A 20,769-nucleotide genomic window follows, 5' to 3' on the forward strand; every position below is an offset into this window, starting at 1 on the left:
TATGTCAAAACAACCACATTCAATGAACACATCGACCATACAAACATCGACAAGGTCATTGCAGATTCAGATATTGTAATTGACGCTCTCGACAATGTATTGACCAGAGTAATCGTGTCCAGAAAAGCAAAAGAGAAAGGAATTCCATATATCCACGGTGCAATTCATGGAACTATGGGACAGATTACCGTATTTCTGCCTAATAGCGATAAGACCTATGAGGAAATGTTCAATCTGCCTTCAGTTGGCAAAGAATTAGATGATGAAACAATTGATGCCTTAAAAAATGTAACTTCAGGTGTTCCTCCAGTCATCGGACCTACACCAAACCTAATAGGCTGTCTTGAAGCGTTTGAAGCTTATAAAATAATAACTGGAGTCGGCAAGGTCACCGTAGCTCCGAAAATATTGACATTTGACCTATTGGATTTAGGTTCATTCTCATTGGATGAAATCTAAACCTACTTATCTTTCAATGCGAGAGAGAAATATTTCTTGAATTCAGGAGATTCATTCTCCTCCAATTCTCTTATTTTTGCAATGCTTGTCATTTTGTTGTTGATTGCGAGATTCATATGAGCATTGATGTATCCTTCGTCCCTAATCAATTTCAAAAGCCTTTTTCCATATGTCAAATCAGGATTTAGAACACGGTCATGCATCAATTTCAATGTATCAAACTCATCAAAGCCTAGAACTTCACACATCCCATACATTTCATTGATTATATCATATGCCCATTCCTTAAGGGTTATCTCTTCTCCATCCCGGACCAGCCTCATTTCATCGTCATATGCACTTTCGGCAACGCGCTCCTCATTGATGAATGCCTCCTTTTGCCAGCATACGAAGTCGGATTCGCTTTTGACAAGCATATAAATCAAAAACAGCTGCAGGAATTTCATGTCATGCTCGACAAGGCCGCAGTTATAGAACGGATTGATGTCAAGGGTTCTGACCTCTATATATTTGATTCCGTCATTTTTCAAGGAGTCCAATAACTCAGCCGGATTTTTGGGCTTTAGTCTGATTTGTGTGTATAGCTCCTTGGCCTGGGAGAGATCACCCCTTTCAATGAATGAATTGACATCACTGACAAACTCATCGATGCTTGTATACCTTGGATATAACCTTTTCAGGTTCTTATATCCGCATGATGAATTTCTAAGGGACGGTCCCCTTGTCGAATAATGGTTTCCATATGCATCCACCTCATCCATCAGGTGAATACATTCCTTTGAAAAGGATTCATGAGACCCGATAGAGCATCCTGTAAGATAGATTATCAGCCAGCAGTGCCTGAGGTAGTTCCGGGTTATTTTCAGATATATCTCATTTTTGAATAGCTGGTAAGTACCATCAAAACCGGTTAACTCGTATAATTTCTGGATGAAATCCTCAGTGAATGAAAAATTAAAGTGAACTCCGGAAATCATCTGCTTTTTAAGGCCATACTTGTTTGCAAGGTTTTCCCGGTACTTTTGAGAGCCCTGACCCTCTTCGGAATATTGCGCTATCGGAATTTGGCTGTCATATGGCAATATTGCAGGAAGAGACTGAAACCACAGGTATTCATCGTCCCTGAGCGAGAAATTGACGATGTCAGCCAACATGGAAAATGTGCTGAACGCCTCCTCGATAGTGTTGTATGTAGGGGTTATTATCTCTATTTGACTTTCAGAAAAATCAGTTGTGACTACAGGATTCTTTAATTTGTCACCGAATACTTCCGGGTGCGGACTTAAAGCTAGCTTTCCGTCGCTTTTAACCCTTAAAGCCTCCCATTCAATACCAAATAAACCAGCCAAAATTTCATTGCTAGGAATTTTTGTTAAAGTTATCAATTCCATTTCAATCCCTATTCTTTGATTTTTCCATAATCTTTAATAATTTTTTCTAATTCAACCCCGTTGTGCATTGATTCTATGATGTTTTTGCCGGGATTTGTATGATCTTTAATGCGTCCGTATAACGGCTTTAAAAATGTTTCCTCTCCGATGCCCCTTTCGCATAATCCCTCATTTGCCAAATCGACGATGTCCTTTGTCAGTCTGCACAAATCGTCCTTGTCGATGAATGATGGGATTTCATCCTGGATAAGGAGCTTTCTAAGCTCGCGTGCAGTATATCCCTTATGATAGATTACATTATCGTTGGCGATGATTTCAGCCATCTCATCGAGCTTGTTCTTCAGTCCCAAATGAAATGCCGCAACAGTCATGGTATCATAAATCGGCTGTGTGCATACGCTTCGAAACTCAACTGTGCCCCTGAATGTCAGATTGATGAATTTGAATGGCCTCAAATAATTGATGTCATCAATCAGAGGTTTGACATCGATGTATTTGTACTCGCCGTTTGAATAGATCTCTCCCCTGACGTAATCCTGTTTAAAGTATTCCTGAAGACTCATTGTGGGAAAATTGATGTATGCCCCATCGCGCATAACACAGTATATGTTCAATGACTCGAGATATGCTCCCAAATCGTCCAGATTATTGAATTCCACCTCATACATTCCAATATTGTGGGGGTTTATTCCATGGGTGGAATACTCCCAAAGGGCATCCCTGAAGCATGTAACGTGTTTGTTTTCATCCAAAAACACCGAATTCGAAAACAGTATCGCCTTTATCGGTTCGATTTTGGAAAAGACATTTATTGTTTTGACCAGGTCATCCTTGTAAACATCCAGCTGCACCTGAGATGCTGATGAAAACATTCCGTATGCGGGATAATCGTGAAAATGCATCGGAACATTCTTATAATTTTTAAATGACTTCAAATGATGATAAAGCATCAAATATCTTTCAGAAGGGATTGGCTCCTCCTGATTGTATTTTCTATACGGATTAATGCCCATCCCGGTTAATGTATGATTATATTTTTCAAATTCTTCCTTGACGAATGAATAGTACTCGATGAATCGGTCGTTTATTGTAAACAAATCCTTTTCACGTCCCATTGCAAATTCGATGTTATTGTAGGAGCAGTCATAACAGATTATATCACTATTTTTTGGATTTTTGATTGAAAATATATCTCCATTATAGTCTATACCTTCCTTTTCGAAATCATCAAAGTGATTAAGGACTTTAGAAGTTACTTTGTGAACAATTCCAAAATCCACCGCTTTACGGTTGAGATTGATGATTGGCACTTCAATTTCAATACCGACGAAATTCTTCTTCTGCTTTGTCGGTTTGATGAACTGCTGATAAATCCTTTCCTCTATCATACTCTGTAAATTGTTGTCTATCATGAATTATTCTCCTGAATTTATGGAATCAAGGGATTTCTGTAGGAATTTTTCATGTTCCTCTGTAAATATGAATTCGTTTTTGTGCTCTTTACTTTCAAAAATGATGTTTCCATCGATTATACCGAACAGCTTATTCAATTCAGCCGGTTTCCAACCGTCATCATCAGTTATTGGAGTTGATGCGACAAGAAAACCATCATCATTCTTCAGATAGTATAGTGAATCTTTCATGTTTGAATGAATGTATGTCAGATCCCCATCATAAATCATCAGATTTACCTTATTGCCTTTTGACAGTCCTTCTATCAGTTCAGCAATCAGATTAAATCTTTCCTTTATTGTTGATGGAGCTCCTTTAACCTTTTCAAACTTGTTTATGTTATCTATTATGTAGAGCAATATTCTCTCCGAATCTGTGTCGCCGGTTTCTATTTCCTGGTATTTATCAAGCGGAGGATAATCGAATATTGTCCCATTATGGATTAACATCCATGACCTGTTATTATCATCCAATTCAGTGAATGGATGGCAATTGGGAGATATTATTTCACCCATAGTCGCTAATCTGATATGGGCAAAAACGTTTTTACTAACAAGCGGATTGGACAATATTTCCTTCAAGTGCTGGCTACATGCTGCTTTTATAGGCTCTTTATCTATAACAAATTCATTGGATTGCATATTAGCTAATCCCCATCCATGCGGATGTTCTTCTGAGTGATTATAAAAACATTCTAAACATTCATTTATTTGTTTTGGCTTATCTGAATTAAAACAAAAAATTTCGCACATTTATTATCCTCCTCTTAATTGATATTACAATTGTTATATTGTAACAATAAGAATTATATAACTATTGTTATATAAATATTTTGGTATAACTAACTTTCCAAATCAACCCGTTCAGGAGAGGTAAAAACAGTGAATCGGTTATCCCGGACAAAACCTACCATCGTAATATTTCCTGCCCGTGCAACATCAATTCCGGAGGATGCAGGAGCTGCATTGGAAATAATGATTGGAATTCCAACCCTTATGACCTTGATGAGCATGTCAGCAGGCATCCTGCCACTGTAGGAGATATAACATTGGGAAAAGTCATAACCTTCCTTTGAAGCAGCTCCGATAACCTTATCCACCGCAACATGACGGCTCACATCCTCACGGATAATTATCTCATCACCGCATTTCAATTGTGCAACATGAACCCCTGCGGTTTTCTGCCAAACCTTGGCCTCATCGGTCAAATGTCTGATATCCTTGATAATTTGGGTAGCTTCAATTGTCAAATCTGACTCATTAGGCTCTATTGTTTTTAATTCTGACCTGATTCCTCCTGCATTGTCTGAGTTCACACCCTGATATTCAAGCAGTCTGCAGACACATGCATGCTCGCAGTTCCCCTTTCTCTCCTGGACAATTCCATCCTGCTCAAGATCCTCTTCAGGGTCATGCGAAAGCTTGGTTGAAACCAGAACATTAGTTCCATCCAACTTGATGGATTCTATATCGGAATACTCCTTAATCAAACCTTCCCCAAGACAATATCCGATTGCAAAATCCTCTAAATCCTTAGGATATGTTGAAAACTTTCTTGGAGGCAAGTAATCAATAAACAAGTAAGTGTATTCGTCATCAACGCTGTTTTCCTTGATGGTCTCATATTTTCCATCCTTCCACTGTATCACATCACTTTGCCTTAAAAAATCCATATATTCTCACCAATAATAAATATTAACAATTGTTATATTTATAGATTAAGAAATAAGAAAATATGTAAAGAACATATTACATGTCAAAACTGTAATTTGAGTTCAATTTATATAGTAAAAAACCAAAATAAACAACCATGACGAAGAAAATAACATTTATGTTGTTTTTAACCATTTTATTATTTTTAGTTATCGGCGTTGCATCAGCAAGTGACGATAATGCAACAGACATCATCCAAGAAAATCACGATGAGACTCCAGTGACTGCCGATTTGAATGAAAATAAAACGAATAGTGATGAAGATGTTTTAAAAGCCAGCAATGAAAAGGCTGATGATATAAAAAGCGATTCATCATCAAATGTCATCACATCTACAGATTCAAAAGCATCTAATGTGGTTACCAGTACAAGCAAAACAACAAAAACAAAACTAAAAATCCAAACTTATGCAAACTATGTGAAGAAGGGTAAAAAATACACAATGTATCTGGTTGACTCAAAAGGCAAAGCAGTATCATACAAGAAACTAAAAGTAACATTTAACGGAAAGACATATGACAAAACAACATATAAAAACGGAAAATTCACCATCAAAATCAAAACAAAAAGTCCTGTGGTGAAACTCAAAGTAAAAGTCAGCGCAGATAAGGCACACTATTCACTTTACAAAAAGATTTGGGTATATGTGCAAAACTCGTTTAAAATCGACATTGGAAATAAAAAACTGCTGACAAACGGTTATCTTAGAGTCTACCTGAAAGGTTACAAACAGGCAACCTCTAAAAAAACCATAAAGATTACAATTGGCTCAAAGACATTCAAAAAAAGAACAAATTCAGAAAGCTTTGTCGTCATAAAACCTCAGGTAGATCCGAAGACATACAAGGTATGCGTCAAATTCGGAAAGTACAAAAGCTATAAGAACGTCAAATGCATTAAGGGTAATGTTCTGAATCCCTTGAAAAGCAGAATTCCCACAATAAATGGAGTTCCAGACATTGACAGTATGCCCGGAAATTATATAATGGGAGATGGCGATGCAAAATACACCCTCCTAAAATCACAATACCTGCAGACAATCAAAAGGGACAGCTACTGCCTGTGTTTATTTGACAAGTTGTCAAAATATACCTTCTTTAAGACAAAGGATTGTCCGAACACCTGCCACGTCATAAAACGTGAAAAATGGAATGTGATTGAAAGGTCATTAAACACCAAACTTGTCAAGACATACAAATACAGCTATTGGCCGGATTCAATTACCGTCAACCTTAAGGGAAAGGCATACACATATCCGGTGGTTCGAGACATTCAGAATACCAGATACAACTGCGGCCCGACAGCATCCAGCGTCTGCAGCCAAGCGTTGAAGAAATACTATTCAGAAAAGTACTTTGCAGAAGAGGGCGATTGTGACGACGGAATGAACCTCCCAGACATTAAAGAAATGCTGGAGGATAACGGCTTTAAAACACATTATTTCTATGATGATTCCTCCTTTGACAATGCCCTGAATGAACTGAAAACAGGAGCTGCACTGATAGCATATCTTCCAAACCATTATGTTTCCATCATAGACATAAGTCCCGACGGCAAAAAGATTCTGGTAAGCAACTCATATGGAAGCTATGATGTAGGATCCAAAAACGTTCCGACAAACTGGGTGTCAGTAAAATACTTCAAAAGCAAATTTGCAGGAATCGGTTTGGTAGTCAAGCTTGATTATGACATGTCAGACTATCTGAAAAACCAGATTGATAAATACTACTATAGCATGGGCACAGGATGGACTGCCCAGAACGTCAATGAAAGGATTCCGAATGTCTGATTATGATTAGGGAAAATCAAATTCCCTAACTTCCCTATTTTTTTAAAAATAATCAAAATCCAAAGAACCATCTCATAATATACTCAACAAGATTGCATTCAATTATTGCCGCAATTGCAAGCAGCACTACAACGATTACAATCATTATCAAAATGTCTTTAAGCTCCCTTTTATGCTCATTTAACGTATTCCTGAAACTTCTGTTTTTAATCATTTTAATTTCAAGCTTTGTTATATTGAATGCACATGCAAGAGAGAACACCAACGCAGCATATTCAATTATCCCATGAGGCAAGATTGTTACTACAGCATATGTGAAATCAGTACCGAAAGGCGCACCTATGGTTGCTGCATTGAATATCACAATAAGCACTGAAAATACAGAAAACAACAAACCTCCAAGAATCACAACCATATCCGCACCAAGATTGTGCAGGTACAGGTCCAAAGTGTTCAGTCTAGGCATTTTGTTATCGGTCATCAAGGTTCCATTGGCCTTCATCTCGTATAATCTTTGTGAAATCATACCATACTTATCCCCAATGGCGATATGTGCATAGATTGCGCATCCAATAGCACAGATTAAAAATAATGCCAGAGATATCAGCAAGACATTCCTGTTTCTTTTAAAAAATTCTTTCATACAGTTATTATATTTTATTTTAATTAAATATTTTTTAGTTTCAGCATTATGGCAAACCTTATATTAAATTACACATAACAATTATACATGATAGGAACAATCACCGTAGCGATACTTTTCATACTCGTTGTTGCAGCCTGCTGTTCCAGCGACAGCGGTTCTTCAAGCAACACCACAAACACCCAAAAAAGAACTGCAAATACAAATTATCGAAGGAATGAATATTACGGCCCTCCATCATATTGTGAATGCCCTTCATGTGGAGCACCATTCTTTGATGGATATTGTGAGGAATGCGGATATCCTGATATCAATCAGGGCTGGCTGGGAGAGGAATATTGAAAAGACTATCTTAAAAACAAGTTCGCTCAACCATATATACTGCCAATCACTATTTCTTTTCAATCATCTCTTTTAATTCATTGATTTCATCCTGCAGCCTTTTATTATCCTCGCGAATGGCGGTAAGCTCCTTCATCATCTGTTCGGAATTTTCATCAAGATTTTCTTTAATTAGGGCAATCATTTCCGCATCTTCAGAAAACATTAAACGGTCGGTCAGGTATGAAGACAATGCCGCAGTAATCGTGGATACGATGAATATCCCTACGATAATCAGCAGGATGGTTATTATCTTGTCGTTAAATGTTTGGGGAACTATGTCCCCGTAGCCTACGGTTGTCAGTGTGACCATTACAAAATAGAAGCTTTCAAATAATGTGGAAGATGAACCGAAAAACAGATACGCCAATGTAAATACTATTACTGTCAGGAATATTGATCCGAGAATCTTGTCCAGCTTTGTCTTTCTGATGAACTTATTAATCCCGACAAAAAACCTGTTGTAGAGAACCATTATCCTAAGCAACTTGAAGAACATGATATATCTTAAAACATTGGCTCCGGGGAGGAGTGCAGGAAACATCACTTCAAACGGCATGGAAGCTATTAATGTCACCCAATTCTCCTTTTCTTTTAGGAATTGCTTTTTTGATTCGGCACGGTGAAAACTAATTATCCATTCCGACAGCAGGAAAATACATATAACCAAGTCAAATAACAGAATAAAATTTGAAATGGAATCCGGAAGGTCCAAAAGCAGACCTATAGTGATGAAAAGGATATCGGCAAAGATAAAAAGATGTAATAAAAATATATATATCGACTTAAGATTGACTTTCCTGCCGTAGATTTCCATTTGACAGCACTCCTGAATTTTTAAATGGTTCAACTTTTTTTGATTTTAATGTGAATTAAACATTGATATGTTTAATATTATAATTAAATGTTGCCGACAATATCCAAAAATCAATCATTGCATCTGCAAATGCAAAAATAGAAAAAACTATAATAACTCTTTTTCAGCCAAATACTTGCCTGTGAGACTCTTTTTGGAATTTATAATGTCATTTAAACTTCCTGAGGCCAATATTTCACCGGCATTGTTGTCATCATCAATCCCAATATCAATTATGTAATCGGCATTTGCAATCAGATCAAGGTCATGCTCGATCACGATGACGGTTGCGCCCCTGTCTATCAGGTGGTCGAACACGTCAATCAGCACCTTCACATCCAATGGATGAAGTCCTATTGTCGGCTCATCAAAGATGAAAACAGAATTCTTCTGGGTTTTTCCAATTTCAGATGCAAGCTTAAGCCTTTGCGCTTCACCTCCAGAAAGGCTAGGTGTTGCCTCGCCAAGAGTCAAATAACCAAGTCCCAAGTCAGACAGCTTCTGCAGCTTGGCAGTTACCTTTTCAAGGCCAAAGAGATTCTCCAGCGCCTCATCTACAGTCAGACCCATAATTTCAGCCAGGGACAGGCCATTGTATTTCACATTTTCAATGTCTGCATTGTAGCGTGTTCCGTCACAATCAGGACAGGTCATTTCGACATCTGGCAGGAACTGCACATCCATTGAAACGCTGCCGGTTCCATTGCATGTAGGGCATCTCAGCTTTCCAGTATTATATGAAAAATCGGACATCTTATATTCATCACTCAATTTGGCGAATTCCCGTCTCAAATCATCCAGGACCTTTGAGTATGTTGCAACGGTGCTTCTGACATTCTGCCCAATAGGAACGCTGTCAATCAAGTCTATCTTTTTAATGCCCTCACATTCAATATCCAAAATATCCTCAGGCAAATCTTCATTGTCAATGCATGATTTCACTGCAGGGTAAAGGGCTTCTAAAAGAAGTGTCGTTTTTCCACTGCCTGAAACCCCACTTACAACAGTCAGTTTTCCTTTAGGGATTTTTACATCCATCGGAAGGACATTATGAATCTTATCCGTTTTAATTGCAATAATTCCCTCTTCAAACGCATCCTCTGATTTGTCTCTGATTATGATTTTTTTGGAGTTTGTCAGAAATGGAGCGATTTGTGATGAAGGATTATCTTTGATTTCATCCAAACTGCCCTGTGCGATGATATTGCCTCCGCCATTACCTGCATTTGGCCCCATTTCAATCATATAATCAGCGATTGAAAGTATCCTTGTGTCATGGTCAACAAGAATGATTGAGTTTCCATCCTCAACCAACCGTCTGATGACACTGATTAGGCCGTTCACGTTATTGGGATGAAGTCCGATTGACGGTTCATCCAAAACATACAGTACACCGGTTGTATGGTTCCTTAGGGTTTTAGCAAGCTGCACCCTCTGAAGCTCCCCTGTCGATAGGGTGTTGGCCGGCCGGTCAAGGGAAATATAGTTCAGGCCCAAATCAAGCAGGATATCGGCATTGTCCATGAACTCATCAGCAATGTCTCTTGCCATCGGCCTTAAGTCTTCAGGCAGATTCTCAACGATATCCAAAACCCACTTGACCAAATCCTTTAAAGACATCTCACATGCCTTGGAAATGTTGATTCCACCTAAAAGAGTTTCACGAGCTTTTGGATTGAGCCTTGTACCGCCACAGTCACTGCAAACCTTAGTCGTTAGAAACTTATTGATTTTTGCAAGTCCCTTTTCGGTTTTTGCATTTTTCAGTGCCTCTTCAATTGCACGGTGAGCATTCCTATACTCCGCATTCAATTCAAACAGTTTGCCGTTTTTGGACGGGATGTTGATGTATATTTTAACCTGCGGGCCATTGTAGACAATATCCTTTTCCTCATCGGTCAAGTCCATGAATGGAACATCCACACGGACTCCAAGTTCGCCTGCAACGTGATACATCCATGAGATTCCAAACTGATTCCAGGCGGCAACCGCCCCCTCCTCCAATGTTTTTGTCTCATCCGGAACCAACATTGCCGAATCGATATCGCGAACAAAACCAGTTCCGCTGCAGGCAGGACATGCTCCATCAGAGTTGAAGGCATACTCCTCAGCTCCCAAACCATAGAATTCCTCACCGCATTCAGGACATTTTATCGGCAGTTCACGGGCCACATTCAAAGTTGCCTCCTGCATATGGCCATTTGGGCAAAAGTAGTTTCCGCATCTTGAATACAATAGCCTTAGAGAGTTTAAGAGTTCTGTTGATGTTCCGAAAGTCGACCTTATGTTTGGAATGTTGGGTCTTTGATGCAAAGCCAAAGCGGCCGGAACATACTGAATCAGGTCAACCTGGGCTTTCTGGGATTGTGAAATCCTTCTTCGAGTATATGTCGATAGAGCATCCAAATATCTCCTTGACCCTTCCGAGTACAGCACTCCAAGAGCAAGCGAGGATTTGCCGCTTCCTGAAACACCGCTTATCGCAACAATTTTTCCAAGAGGAATGTCAACATCTATATTCTTTAGATTGTGAACTCTCGCTCCCCGAATGACTATCATATCCCTGTACATGATATAATATCTGAACATCAAAAGTAATATATCTTCACTCGAATGAATGCATATACCACATTTCACGAACTAACCTATTCCTCATTGAAAAAAGAATAACAAAACCTAAAAAAAAGTAAATGAATGTGAGGCTCCATCAAAATAAATTAAAAATATTTAATATACATTAACAATATACTTTGAATCATGGAAGAATATGGCCAATGGGATTCAACAATATTTCTGGAATAATCTGGTTGATGGGAATATTTAACCTGTTCATGAACGTCAGCCAATTTGAACTGATGGTCGATATTGGGATTGTCGTCATAGTCCTGGCATTGTCGACCATATTCTACAAAAAGAAATCAAAAGAAGAAATAGTGTGAAAAAAAATAGAAAAAAAGAGGTTATAACAACTCTTTTCTTAAATCGATTGTATCTTTCAAATCAGGTCCGGTGGAAATTATGGTTACCGGAACACCTGTTTCGGTCTGTATGTCTTCAATGAAAGCTTTGGTTTCAGCGGACAGTTCACTGTAATCCTGTACGCGTGCACAGTCAAACAGCCTGTCAACACAGGTTAATGCTATTTGGGTTGCACCGTTGATTCTGCAGGATTCCTTTGCAAGCTCCATATCAAAGTAACCGATTCTTCTGCGTCTTCCAGTGACAACACCATATTCTTCAAGGCCTTTACTTTCTGCTTCTTCCTGTGTCATTTCAGTTGGAAACGGCCCTTCACCTACACGTGAAATGTAAGCTTTGAATACATTGATGACTTCATCCACTTTAGTTGGTCCTACACCCACATCAGCCGCAAAGGTTGATGCAGTTGTATCCTTACTGGTTACGAAAGGATATGATCCGTAGTAAAGGGATAGGGCAAAACCTTGTGACCCTTCAATGAATACATCATTGCCATTGTCAATCGCTTCGTTGACTTCAAGTGATACATCAGTGATGTAATCCTCAAGTTCAGGAATATCTTTTGCAAGATTGATTGTTCTCAAAACACGGTCGGAATTTGCCGGTCCGCATCCGGAACCTGTACTTCCAATCTTTTTAGCCAAATGCTCTGATTTCTTATCCCTGTCCATATGGTCTTCAGTGATTATTGCACATCTAGGGTCAACGCACATTCTTTCTTTAACATTATACTTTTTCAGGTCTTCGAATTCCTTAAATAATACGTCAGGGTTCACTAAAACTCCTGCTCCAATCATGAGTTTTGCATCAGTGTGGACAAAGCCAGACGGGGTTAATCTTAAACCGTATTTTTCCCCGTTGAATTCAACGGAGTGTCCTGCATTCGGTCCAACACCTGCACGAGCTATAATATCCGGTTTATCATTATCGCAAAGGTAAGTGATGCATTTTCCTTTACCTTCATCACCCCATGCTCCACCAACTAAAATACTACAAGTCATTTAATAACTCCTTATAATTTTAATAAAAGTAAGAAAATTTTAGAAAATTTCCATAACACTAATATTATGTTTATTATATTTAAAAAACTTTTCCAATAACCTTCAAAAAAAAGATTCATATTAATATAAATATTATAGGGAATATAAATTATTCATATAATCCATTAACTAAAGGTAAATTGCATGCGTGTTGAAAGACAATATAGAGAACTGGAAAAAATCGAGGAAATACGGATTTATAATATTGACCGAAACAAGGTATATTGTCCATCGAAACAAGTGAAGAAGTTTGAGAAGGTTAGCTTCAGCAATATCATGAAGCAGGTCCCTTCAGACATCAACGTGTTTCTTCCTTTAGATGACAACGACTACCTGATCAAGAGAGTGGGATGGAATCTGCTTGAAAGAATGAATCTGAACTTGGAAGACGTTGAAGGCAGAAAATTAAGTGAAACCTCTCCGTTTTACTATGACCTATTTAAAGAGGACTTAAGGGAAGTCCGTGAAACCGAAGAGGCAAAAGCCTTGAGGGTATTCTATTATATCAGCGATAGGGTCATCTCCATTGCAAATGTCCACATTATCTCTGATGAAGGCAAGGTGTATCTCATTTCCGATTTGACAAAAACCGACGAATTAAACAAAAGCGTTGAAGACCAGATAAAGGAAGAAGAAGAAAACAAGGCTGCCTTGATTGAATATTTCTCACACACTGGAAGCTTTTACAAATTACATGATGAATACACCTGGACTCCCGGAATTTATAACATTATAAACCGTAGCAAAGAGACAAGAGACAGATTTTATAACATCATCTTTGATTTGGTAATACCCGAAGACAGACCATTAGTGGATGAACTGCTGGGAACCATGAGTCCCGAAACAGACACTTACGAAAACATCATTCGTATTAAGACTCCTGGAGGCCACATCAAATATTTGGACACTTATCTTTACTCAAAATTTGACGAAAACGGAGAAGAAGTGAGCAGTTACGGTCTATTTAAAGATGTCAGTGTAGATTCACACAAGCACCTGACAAGACCCGTTGACTTCATGCTTAACGGATTCAACCATAATTCAAAATTATCCCTGCTTGTGGAACCCTTAAGCAAAAGATACGAGTTCAGCGAAGGATTCTACAAGATGATTGAGGTTCCAAAAAATGAATACATCCACAATAAATCGATTTTAGACAACATCGTTGAAGAAGATGTCAGAAATGAGCTTGAGAAATTAATGGCAGGAGAGATAAGTGAAGTCAATACTGTATTGACATACAAAGTGAAAGGAGATCCTAATAACTTCAAGATATGTGAATTATTTATTGAACGGTTCAAATACGGCAACAATGAACACAGCATGGGATTTTTAACAGACATTACAGTTTCACGACAAGAACAGGAGGAATTGAAAAAATCAAATGCCGCTAAAAACATCCTAATCAAGGAAGTGCATCACAGAGTTAAGAACAACCTGCAGGTACTGAGCAGTTTCTTAAATCTTGAGCGCAGAGCCTACAAAGATAAGCCGAATCAGATATTGGACAACATGCAAACACGTTTATCATCCCTTGCACTGCTTCACGAAAAGACATACACTACTGAAGATTTCCATAACATCAACCTTGAAGACTACATGAGAGACCAGGATTCAACATTAAACACCCTGTTTGGGGCAAAGGGTATCAAATTTACGTCAGAAATCGATCCAAAAATATACCTGTCAATTGAGGCAATTACTCCATTGCTTCTTATTATCGATGAGCTGACCATGAATGCAATCAAGCATGCATTTCCTTATTCTACCATGAAGGATAAAACCATCTCTAAAAAGATTGACCTGCTTGATGAGAAAACCTGTGAGATGATTTTCTGGGATAACGGAATCGGACTTAAAGACTCAGATGTCCTGAAAAACCATAATTTAGGTTGGGAGATAATTAAAAATTTAACTAGACAGATTAGTGGAGAACTTGAAATTTTAGAATGTGAAGTTGGAACTGGATTTAGAATAATCTTCCCTGTTGAATTCGGTCAAACCCTTGATGAGTTCAACGAGAAACGAGGTAAAAGCGATGAGAATTGAAAGAACATATAGGCAGCTAGAAGATACAGAAGAAGTTCATATCTATGATATCACAGAAGAAGAACTTTTCAGAGAGGTGCCTCAGGAATATGATATGTTTTACACACCCTTTGAAAAAACATTGAACTATCTTAATAACGACTTGGATATATTAGTTCCTATCGATGAGGGTAATGATTTCATTATCCACAGATTGGGACTAAACGCATTTACAAAAAGGAAAATTAATCAAAATGAAATTTCAGGACGTTTGCTCAGTAAGGTATCGCCTGGTTTCTATCAAGTGTTAAAAGACACTTTGAAAGAGGTTTACGAGACTCATGAAACAAAACAGATGAGATTCAATTATCATTTCGACGGAAAACTTGCAAGATTTTCAAATGTTAAAGTGGTTTATGATATGGAAAAGATCATATTAATTTCAGAAAATCGTGATAACCGGGGAACAAACCTATCAATGATTGATGATGGTAAATACGGTGAAAAAGCTAATCTGATTGAATATTTCTCACAAACCGGAAGTTATTACAAAATAAATGACAGATATTCCTGGACACAAGGGGTATACAATATCATTAACCGTGCACGTGAACCGAATGACGAATACTACAACATTATCTTTGACCTTGTCATTGCCGAGGACAAACCATTAGTCAAAAAACTTCTAAATGAACTGGACCATGGAAGAGCCCATTATGAAACCATCATTAGAATAAAAACTCATGAAGGCATATTGAAATATATCGAGGCCAACCTTTACTCTAAGTTCGATGAAGAGGGGCATTTGTTGAGCCGTTACGGAATGTTTAAAGATGTGAGTACAGATTCAACCCGTAAGATGACAAGGCCGGTTGACTTTTTACTTAGGGGTTTTGATAACAGTAAAAAATTAGCATTGCTCATTGACCCATTGAGCATAAAGCATTATGAATTTTCAGAAGGTTTCTTTTATATCGTTGAAGAAAATCCGGAAACTTACAGACATTCCATCAAGATTATTGACAACATTGTTGAAGAATCAATCAAGGAAAAAATTATGCAATTGGTCAGAGGAGAACGAGACGAACTCATTGACAGACTGACCTATAATGTGCATGGTGATGAGAACAACCAAAAAATCGCTGAAATCTATATTGAAAGATTTGAATACGGTGAAACAGCCCACAGTATCGGTTTTCTAACTGATGTTACAGAAGAGCGCAGGAAACAACAAGAACTTATAGAAGCTAACGAACATAAGACAATTCTGATTAAAGAGGTCCACCACAGGATCAAAAACAACCTGCAAGTTCTTAACAGTTTCTTGAACCTGGAAAAAAGGGCTTATAAGAATCAGCCAGACGTGATTATTGATCATATGCAATCCAGACTATCCTCACTGGCCATTCTTCACGAGAAAACATACAATACATCAGATTTCAAAAACATCAACTTGAAAGAATACATTGTCGACCAAGACGCTCAATTAAGAAGTTTAATCGGTATGCGAGATGGAATTATTTTTGAATCTGAAGTTGACAGCGACTTGAACCTGTCAATTGATATCATCACACCTTTATTATTGATTATTGATGAGCTGACCATGAATGCGATCAAACATGCATTTCCTGATAAGACAACATCCAACAAGATTAGCAAGAAAATTACCAAATTGGATGATGATACCGCAGAACTTATATTTCAGGACAATGGAGTTGGAATTGATGACCCAAGTTCCATAACCAAAAACCTTGGATGTGTGATTATCAAGAATCTAACAAAGCAACTCGACGGTAAAATCGAATTATTGCAGAATGGACAAGGAACAGGATACAGACTGACATTTCCGATTATTATGGAGCATACAATCGAAGTATGATTGTTTCAATTGAATAAAACAAATTTAACTAAAAATATAAATAAAAAAAACAACATAAATAAAGAATTACTAATGGAAGGATAATATGAATGAGAGAATATTAATTGTGGAAGACGAGGCTATTACCGCATTAGATTTGAAATACAGTCTAGAAGAGTTGGGTTATGAAATAGTTGATACCGTTGATACCGGACAGGCTGCAATTGATACAGCTGCAGAAAAAACTCCTGACGTCGTTTTAATGGATATTAAATTAAAAGGAGATATGGAAGGTATTGAAGCGGCAGAAGTAATTTCCGAATGGCACATTCCAATCATATACTTAACCGCAAACACAGATGCCGCCACCTTTGAAAAATCAAACATTAAAGGCTCATACGGATTTGTTTCAAAACCATATGACATTAACAAATTGGACAAAACCCTCAAAATAACAATCAACAGAGCCCGATTAGAAGAAAAAAAATTAAATGACGCAAGCGGTTTTACCAAATAAACGGATTTAAATGACTGAATTAGAATTAATTAGTGGAAAACCTAAAATTTTTGCTATTAGCTCTGATGAGGAATCATTAGCTTTATTGAAGGAATTTGTTGAAGATTATGGGTATGAATTTGCAGGCAGTGCATTTGCAAAGGAGGATATTTTTGATAAGCTTGATAAAATATCGCCAAACCTCATTTTCTTAGACACCGACATAGAGAATATTGATTTAGAAGAGCTTGCAGGAGATTTGGAAATTTTTAATGTTCCGATTCTACTTGTTATTGGAGCGCTTTTTGATGAGACAATCGATAAGCTGCTGACAAACAACCCATACGGATTTCTGCTCAAGCCATTGGAAGACGGAGAAGTTCAAAGGTCCATGGCAGTTGCCCTAAAGAAGCATGAACAGAATATAATCAATGTTAAAACTGCTCAGGCAAAAATTAAAGAGAAAAGCACTGAACTTGTTATTGAAAAGTCAGATTCAAGTTTTCTTTTGATATTGTGTATTGCACTAATTCTAACAGCCATTCTAAGTAGAAATGCGACCTGGCTTCAATGGGTGCTCTTAATTCCGTCACTGACAATGCTGCTCAATTCACTAATCAGCCTTAAAAAGATGAAGCCTATCACCCCCTACAAAGAGGAAGACCTTCCATTCATAAGCATTTTCATACCTGCACACAATGAGGAAAACACCATTGAAGCAACCGTTAGAAGCGTTTGCCAAAGCGAATATATGAAAAATGGCGAACCAAACTATGAAGTCATCGTTATTAATGATGGGTCAACCGACAGCACAGGCGAAATATTGGCCAATTTAAAAAAGGAATTGCCTCAGATAAAGATTGTTTCAAGACATCCCCCAAGATCTGGAAAAGGAAAAGGTTTTGTTTTAAATGATGCTCTAACATTATCAAGAGGAGAAGTAATTGGCGTTTTTGATGCGGACACCCAGATTAAAACTGATTTTCTGATGACCATTGTTCAATATCTAAATGGAGATATTGACGGAGTGCAGTCAAGGGTAAAAATGTTCAATCGTGACGAGAACTATCTGGCCCGTATGCAGCATCTTGAATTTGCAAGCTTTGGAAATACCCTTATCGCCAAGGACAATATGGCAAGTACCGGATTTTTAGGCGGAAACGGCCAATTCGTTAAAAAGGATGCCATCATCAATTGTGGAAGATGGGACGGATTTGCGGTTACCGAAGATTTGAACCTTGCAATAAAAATCATACTTCAAGGCGGAAAGATACGCTATTGCGGCGAATGTGCCGTCTATCAGGAAGCCGTGGAAGATTGGAGAGCATTCTTCAGACAAAGGATAAGATGGGCAATCGGCAACTTCGAAACATTGTTCATTTACTTTCATCAAATCATAAAGGGAAATATTCCTATTTTAAAGAAATTCAATATTCTTGAACACATTTCCTTTTACAGCTTTAACTTGTTAATCTTTTTCGGATTTATAGTCACAATCATCAATGCAATATCCTGGTTCATGTTCCATGGAGCAACAATAATCAGAATGGAAGCCCCATTCCTTGTCGGATTTTTATCAGTCGTTGCATTTTTCCCTGGAATAATTATCGCCCTGTCAAGGGACAAGCCTTCCATCCAGGAACTCATTAAAGACATTGTGAAATATTACATTTACTGTTTCCATTTAATTCCATTGTTTTTCCTAACAATGCAGTCAATGATAAGCAGAAAAGAACGCAGATGGTCTAAAACTGTACATAAAGGAGGTAAAAAATGAGGAATCAAGAAAAATTGATTGGACTGTTAGTGATAATCCTCATTATTTTCTTTGCATCATACGTTAATGAGATTAATGACGTTTTAAGTGGAACCCATGACCAGACAATAGAATTTGGACATAGCGCAACTAAAGTTCCCCAATTATGGAATACGACTAATGAACCGACCTCAAACAACATGTCCAAAACTCCCAATGCGATAACAAATGGATACATTTATATTGATCACTGGGATGACTGGCCAGAGGACCATATCACTTCCATATCTGAAGCCAAATTCAGGGAAATGGAAAACGGACAATACAATGTTCTAAAGAATGAAAATGTTACACTTGATGGAATTTCTGTATCTAAACAGTATTTTTCTAATCCTTCAAGAAATAACTACAACGTCTGGAATCATGTCGGAGTCAACTATGTATTCTCAAAAGAAGACACCAACTATGCAATACAGGTCCATTACTTTACAAGCCAAGACTATAACAATGCCACATTCGTAAAGGAAATCGATGAGTGTATTGGAGAGGACATGGACAACCTCCATAACAACAACTTCAACGCTTTCATCTCAACTGCGAACCACATATATGGAATTGTTACAGGCAGGTCTTAGATTAAAATAATGATGGATAATTTTAATAGCTAGTAAAAAAAAAGTTATTTAAAATATCTATCAAATTAATATTTTTAATAGATATTGTTAAAAACATGCAGAATTATTTTTTAGTATACATCAACGGATGATTTTCGCACATAGGATCCTTTATAATGTTTCTTTTCAAATGATAATTTAAGAAATAAAGCATCCACTCATTGGAAAGTTCGCGTAGTGACGCATCGTCAAGTCTTTCAAAAGGAGTGAAGAAATCCATCTGATTTCCGCCGGCAACAAAGGCCAAGTTCTTTGTTTCGACCAGCAGGAAAAAGTCATTGCGAATATTGTGAATGTTGAAGTCTTCAACACAGGAAATTGATTTTTCGCTTTTATAGTTGTAGAAATATGTATTCAAATATTCGAAGTCGATGAACTTGATTTCCTTAACGTCAAAATCAACATCTTCACTAAGCAAATGGTTTTTATAATCATAGTTTGATAAAAAATCAACATCCCAAATGTTATTATAAAAAACAGAGAAAAATGAATCTTCGGCAAAACGAACAGTTAAAGACATTTCTTCATTTGATTTGGGATTTCCAAGCTCCACATTCTTAAATCCAACATATATTGAATCCTGAGATATTTCTATTGCAGTCCATTTACCTGAATTAATTATTACATCCCGAATTAATTTTAAAGATCTTGTATTCATTCTAACACCTGATTTTTAACAAAAACACCGTATGCCCCTTCAATTTCATATTCCTTTTCATCATCATATGACTTATCCCATATAAAAGGATTAATCTCAATTTGGTTGTTAACAGTCTCATCCCAATCAATAGTGAAACCTTCCTCCTTCAAATATTTAGAAACGGTTTTACCAATTTCCAATGCACTAGCCTCATCGTTTTCATAGTCTCCAAAGGTAATCCTTAAATAACCATCGAAAACGCTGTATTCAACATCCTCAAAGGTGTAAAAGCAAAAGCCGATAGGCGCAAACTTGTTATTTAACAGGTGAACCTGCAGTTCAAATGCATCGGCCACACCCTCCTTGATGTCATAACCGCAATTGTGAACAGCAACAATGCCCTCTTGTGAAAGCCTTGCAAATGCATTTTCCAGTTTTGAAAAGTTTTCATTGGCGGAATCACTCAGGGAGATATTGCAGTTGGAAAAATCAATTTCCTCATCAATAAACTGGTCTTCCAATATCTCAATGATTTCACCAACACTAAAGAATCCTGATTTAGAAAGCAAATCCTTCATATATTCAATTTCCTCTGCCAAATCAGAATCCATGGTC

Annotated in this window: 19 protein-coding genes; 9 read left to right on the forward strand and 10 right to left on the reverse strand. The window is 37.5% G+C overall.

Features of this window, described 5'->3' with window-relative positions; translation table 11 throughout:
- On the forward strand, positions 1-459 hold a 459-nt coding region (locus E7Z79_RS03095), incomplete at its 5' end, for a ThiF family adenylyltransferase (RefSeq protein WP_303738519.1).
- A 2-nt stretch (positions 460-461) separates the two neighbouring features.
- Here E7Z79_RS03095 and E7Z79_RS03100 read toward each other — a convergent pair.
- From E7Z79_RS03100 to fdhD, 4 genes are all read right to left on the reverse strand, one after another.
- Positions 462-1,850: a glutamate--cysteine ligase gene (locus tag E7Z79_RS03100; protein WP_303738520.1), complete on the reverse strand. Its 1,389-nt coding sequence runs from the start codon at positions 1,848-1,850 to the stop codon at positions 462-464.
- Positions 1,851-1,858: 8 nt separating this feature from the next.
- The gene (locus E7Z79_RS03105; RefSeq protein WP_303738521.1) at positions 1,859-3,262 is read right to left on the reverse strand and encodes a hypothetical protein; all 1,404 of its coding nucleotides are present in this window, start codon (positions 3,260-3,262) and stop codon (positions 1,859-1,861) included.
- Between the two features lie 3 nt (positions 3,263-3,265).
- Positions 3,266-4,054, reverse strand: coding sequence for a class II glutamine amidotransferase (locus tag E7Z79_RS03110; protein ID WP_303738522.1), 789 nt, complete (start codon positions 4,052-4,054; stop codon positions 3,266-3,268).
- An 89-nt stretch (positions 4,055-4,143) separates the two neighbouring features.
- Entirely contained in the window at positions 4,144-4,974 is an 831-nt protein-coding gene (gene fdhD / locus E7Z79_RS03115) for a formate dehydrogenase accessory sulfurtransferase FdhD (RefSeq protein WP_303738523.1), read from the reverse strand.
- Between the two features lie 137 nt (positions 4,975-5,111).
- Here fdhD and E7Z79_RS03120 point away from each other — a divergent pair, with 137 nt between their 5' ends.
- Complete coding sequence (locus E7Z79_RS03120) at positions 5,112-6,803, forward strand: hypothetical protein (RefSeq protein WP_303738524.1); 1,692 nt, start codon at positions 5,112-5,114, stop codon at positions 6,801-6,803.
- A gap of 52 nt (positions 6,804-6,855) precedes the next feature.
- Here E7Z79_RS03120 and E7Z79_RS03125 read toward each other — a convergent pair whose 3' ends face one another.
- Positions 6,856-7,446, reverse strand: a complete 591-nt coding sequence (locus tag E7Z79_RS03125) for a stage II sporulation protein M (protein WP_303738525.1) — start codon at positions 7,444-7,446, stop codon at positions 6,856-6,858.
- 87 nt (positions 7,447-7,533) lie between these two features.
- On the opposite strand from E7Z79_RS03125, the gene E7Z79_RS03130 reads away from it, so the two are divergent.
- On the forward strand, positions 7,534-7,788 hold the full coding sequence (locus E7Z79_RS03130; protein ID WP_303738526.1) for a hypothetical protein: 255 nt from the start codon (positions 7,534-7,536) through the stop codon (positions 7,786-7,788).
- Positions 7,789-7,837: 49 nt separating this feature from the next.
- On the opposite strand, the gene E7Z79_RS03135 is transcribed toward E7Z79_RS03130, so the two are convergent.
- Positions 7,838-8,644 (reverse strand): potassium channel family protein, encoded by an 807-nt coding sequence (locus E7Z79_RS03135; RefSeq protein ID WP_303738527.1) that lies wholly within the window; start codon positions 8,642-8,644, stop codon positions 7,838-7,840.
- A 147-nt stretch (positions 8,645-8,791) separates the two neighbouring features.
- Positions 8,792-11,254 carry an ATP-binding cassette domain-containing protein gene (locus E7Z79_RS03140; protein WP_303738528.1) on the reverse strand — a complete coding sequence of 821 codons (2,463 nt, stop codon included), beginning with the start codon at positions 11,252-11,254 and terminating at the stop codon, positions 8,792-8,794.
- A 203-nt stretch (positions 11,255-11,457) separates the two neighbouring features.
- Here E7Z79_RS03140 and E7Z79_RS03145 point away from each other — a divergent pair, with 203 nt between their 5' ends.
- Entirely contained in the window at positions 11,458-11,622 is a 165-nt protein-coding gene (locus E7Z79_RS03145) for a hypothetical protein (RefSeq protein WP_303738529.1), read from the forward strand.
- Between the two features lie 21 nt (positions 11,623-11,643).
- Here E7Z79_RS03145 and E7Z79_RS03150 read toward each other — a convergent pair whose 3' ends face one another.
- Entirely contained in the window at positions 11,644-12,663 is a 1,020-nt protein-coding gene (locus E7Z79_RS03150; RefSeq protein ID WP_303738530.1) for an adenylosuccinate synthetase, read from the reverse strand.
- A gap of 183 nt (positions 12,664-12,846) precedes the next feature.
- Between E7Z79_RS03150 and E7Z79_RS03155 the strand changes: the two genes are divergently transcribed.
- The 5 genes from E7Z79_RS03155 (at position 12,847) to E7Z79_RS03175 (ending at position 19,475) form a co-directional block, all read left to right on the forward strand.
- The gene (locus E7Z79_RS03155; RefSeq protein WP_303738531.1) at positions 12,847-14,751 is read left to right on the forward strand and encodes a histidine kinase dimerization/phosphoacceptor domain -containing protein; all 1,905 of its coding nucleotides are present in this window, start codon (positions 12,847-12,849) and stop codon (positions 14,749-14,751) included.
- Positions 14,741-16,609 carry a sensor histidine kinase gene (locus tag E7Z79_RS03160; RefSeq protein WP_303738532.1) on the forward strand — a complete coding sequence of 623 codons (1,869 nt, stop codon included), beginning with the start codon at positions 14,741-14,743 and terminating at the stop codon, positions 16,607-16,609. Before E7Z79_RS03155 ends, E7Z79_RS03160 begins: the two co-directional genes overlap by 11 nt.
- Before the next feature lie 85 nt (positions 16,610-16,694).
- Positions 16,695-17,105 (forward strand): response regulator, encoded by a 411-nt coding sequence (locus tag E7Z79_RS03165; RefSeq protein WP_303738533.1) that lies wholly within the window; start codon positions 16,695-16,697, stop codon positions 17,103-17,105.
- A gap of 10 nt (positions 17,106-17,115) precedes the next feature.
- Positions 17,116-18,861 (forward strand): glycosyltransferase, encoded by a 1,746-nt coding sequence (locus tag E7Z79_RS03170; RefSeq protein ID WP_303738534.1) that lies wholly within the window; start codon positions 17,116-17,118, stop codon positions 18,859-18,861.
- Positions 18,858-19,475, forward strand: coding sequence for a hypothetical protein (locus tag E7Z79_RS03175; protein ID WP_303738535.1), 618 nt, complete (start codon positions 18,858-18,860; stop codon positions 19,473-19,475). The genes E7Z79_RS03170 and E7Z79_RS03175 overlap by 4 nt, the downstream gene beginning before the upstream one ends.
- Before the next feature lie 103 nt (positions 19,476-19,578).
- Here E7Z79_RS03175 and E7Z79_RS03180 read toward each other — a convergent pair whose 3' ends face one another.
- Positions 19,579-20,172, reverse strand: coding sequence for a hypothetical protein (locus E7Z79_RS03180; protein ID WP_303738536.1), 594 nt, complete (start codon positions 20,170-20,172; stop codon positions 19,579-19,581).
- Positions 20,169-20,765, reverse strand: coding sequence for a hypothetical protein (locus tag E7Z79_RS03185; RefSeq protein ID WP_303738537.1), 597 nt, complete (start codon positions 20,763-20,765; stop codon positions 20,169-20,171). The genes E7Z79_RS03180 and E7Z79_RS03185 overlap by 4 nt, the downstream gene beginning before the upstream one ends.
- Positions 20,766-20,769: the final 4 nt, after the last annotated feature.

It is taken from the genome of Methanobrevibacter thaueri (assembly GCF_015062905.1).
Taxonomy (GTDB): Archaea; Methanobacteriota; Methanobacteria; order Methanobacteriales; family Methanobacteriaceae; genus Methanocatella; species Methanocatella thaueri_A.

Coding starts and splice junctions, on each gene's coding strand:
- E7Z79_RS03100 (WP_303738520.1), bottom strand. CDS start 1,850: ATGGAATTGATAACTTTAACAAAAATTCCTAGCAATGAAATTTTGGCT.
- E7Z79_RS03105 (WP_303738521.1), bottom strand. CDS start 3,262: ATGATAGACAACAATTTACAGAGTATGATAGAGGAAAGGATTTATCAG.
- E7Z79_RS03110 (WP_303738522.1), bottom strand. CDS start 4,054: ATGTGCGAAATTTTTTGTTTTAATTCAGATAAGCCAAAACAAATAAAT.
- fdhD (WP_303738523.1), bottom strand. CDS start 4,974: ATGGATTTTTTAAGGCAAAGTGATGTGATACAGTGGAAGGATGGAAAA.
- E7Z79_RS03120 (WP_303738524.1), top strand. CDS start 5,112: ATGACGAAGAAAATAACATTTATGTTGTTTTTAACCATTTTATTATTT.
- E7Z79_RS03125 (WP_303738525.1), bottom strand. CDS start 7,446: ATGAAAGAATTTTTTAAAAGAAACAGGAATGTCTTGCTGATATCTCTG.
- E7Z79_RS03130 (WP_303738526.1), top strand. CDS start 7,534: ATGATAGGAACAATCACCGTAGCGATACTTTTCATACTCGTTGTTGCA.
- E7Z79_RS03135 (WP_303738527.1), bottom strand. CDS start 8,644: ATGGAAATCTACGGCAGGAAAGTCAATCTTAAGTCGATATATATATTT.
- E7Z79_RS03140 (WP_303738528.1), bottom strand. CDS start 11,254: ATGTACAGGGATATGATAGTCATTCGGGGAGCGAGAGTTCACAATCTA.
- E7Z79_RS03145 (WP_303738529.1), top strand. CDS start 11,458: ATGGGATTCAACAATATTTCTGGAATAATCTGGTTGATGGGAATATTT.
- E7Z79_RS03150 (WP_303738530.1), bottom strand. CDS start 12,663: ATGACTTGTAGTATTTTAGTTGGTGGAGCATGGGGTGATGAAGGTAAA.
- E7Z79_RS03155 (WP_303738531.1), top strand. CDS start 12,847: ATGCGTGTTGAAAGACAATATAGAGAACTGGAAAAAATCGAGGAAATA.
- E7Z79_RS03160 (WP_303738532.1), top strand. CDS start 14,741: ATGAGAATTGAAAGAACATATAGGCAGCTAGAAGATACAGAAGAAGTT.
- E7Z79_RS03165 (WP_303738533.1), top strand. CDS start 16,695: ATGAATGAGAGAATATTAATTGTGGAAGACGAGGCTATTACCGCATTA.
- E7Z79_RS03170 (WP_303738534.1), top strand. CDS start 17,116: ATGACTGAATTAGAATTAATTAGTGGAAAACCTAAAATTTTTGCTATT.
- E7Z79_RS03175 (WP_303738535.1), top strand. CDS start 18,858: ATGAGGAATCAAGAAAAATTGATTGGACTGTTAGTGATAATCCTCATT.
- E7Z79_RS03180 (WP_303738536.1), bottom strand. CDS start 20,172: ATGAATACAAGATCTTTAAAATTAATTCGGGATGTAATAATTAATTCA.
- E7Z79_RS03185 (WP_303738537.1), bottom strand. CDS start 20,765: ATGGATTCTGATTTGGCAGAGGAAATTGAATATATGAAGGATTTGCTT.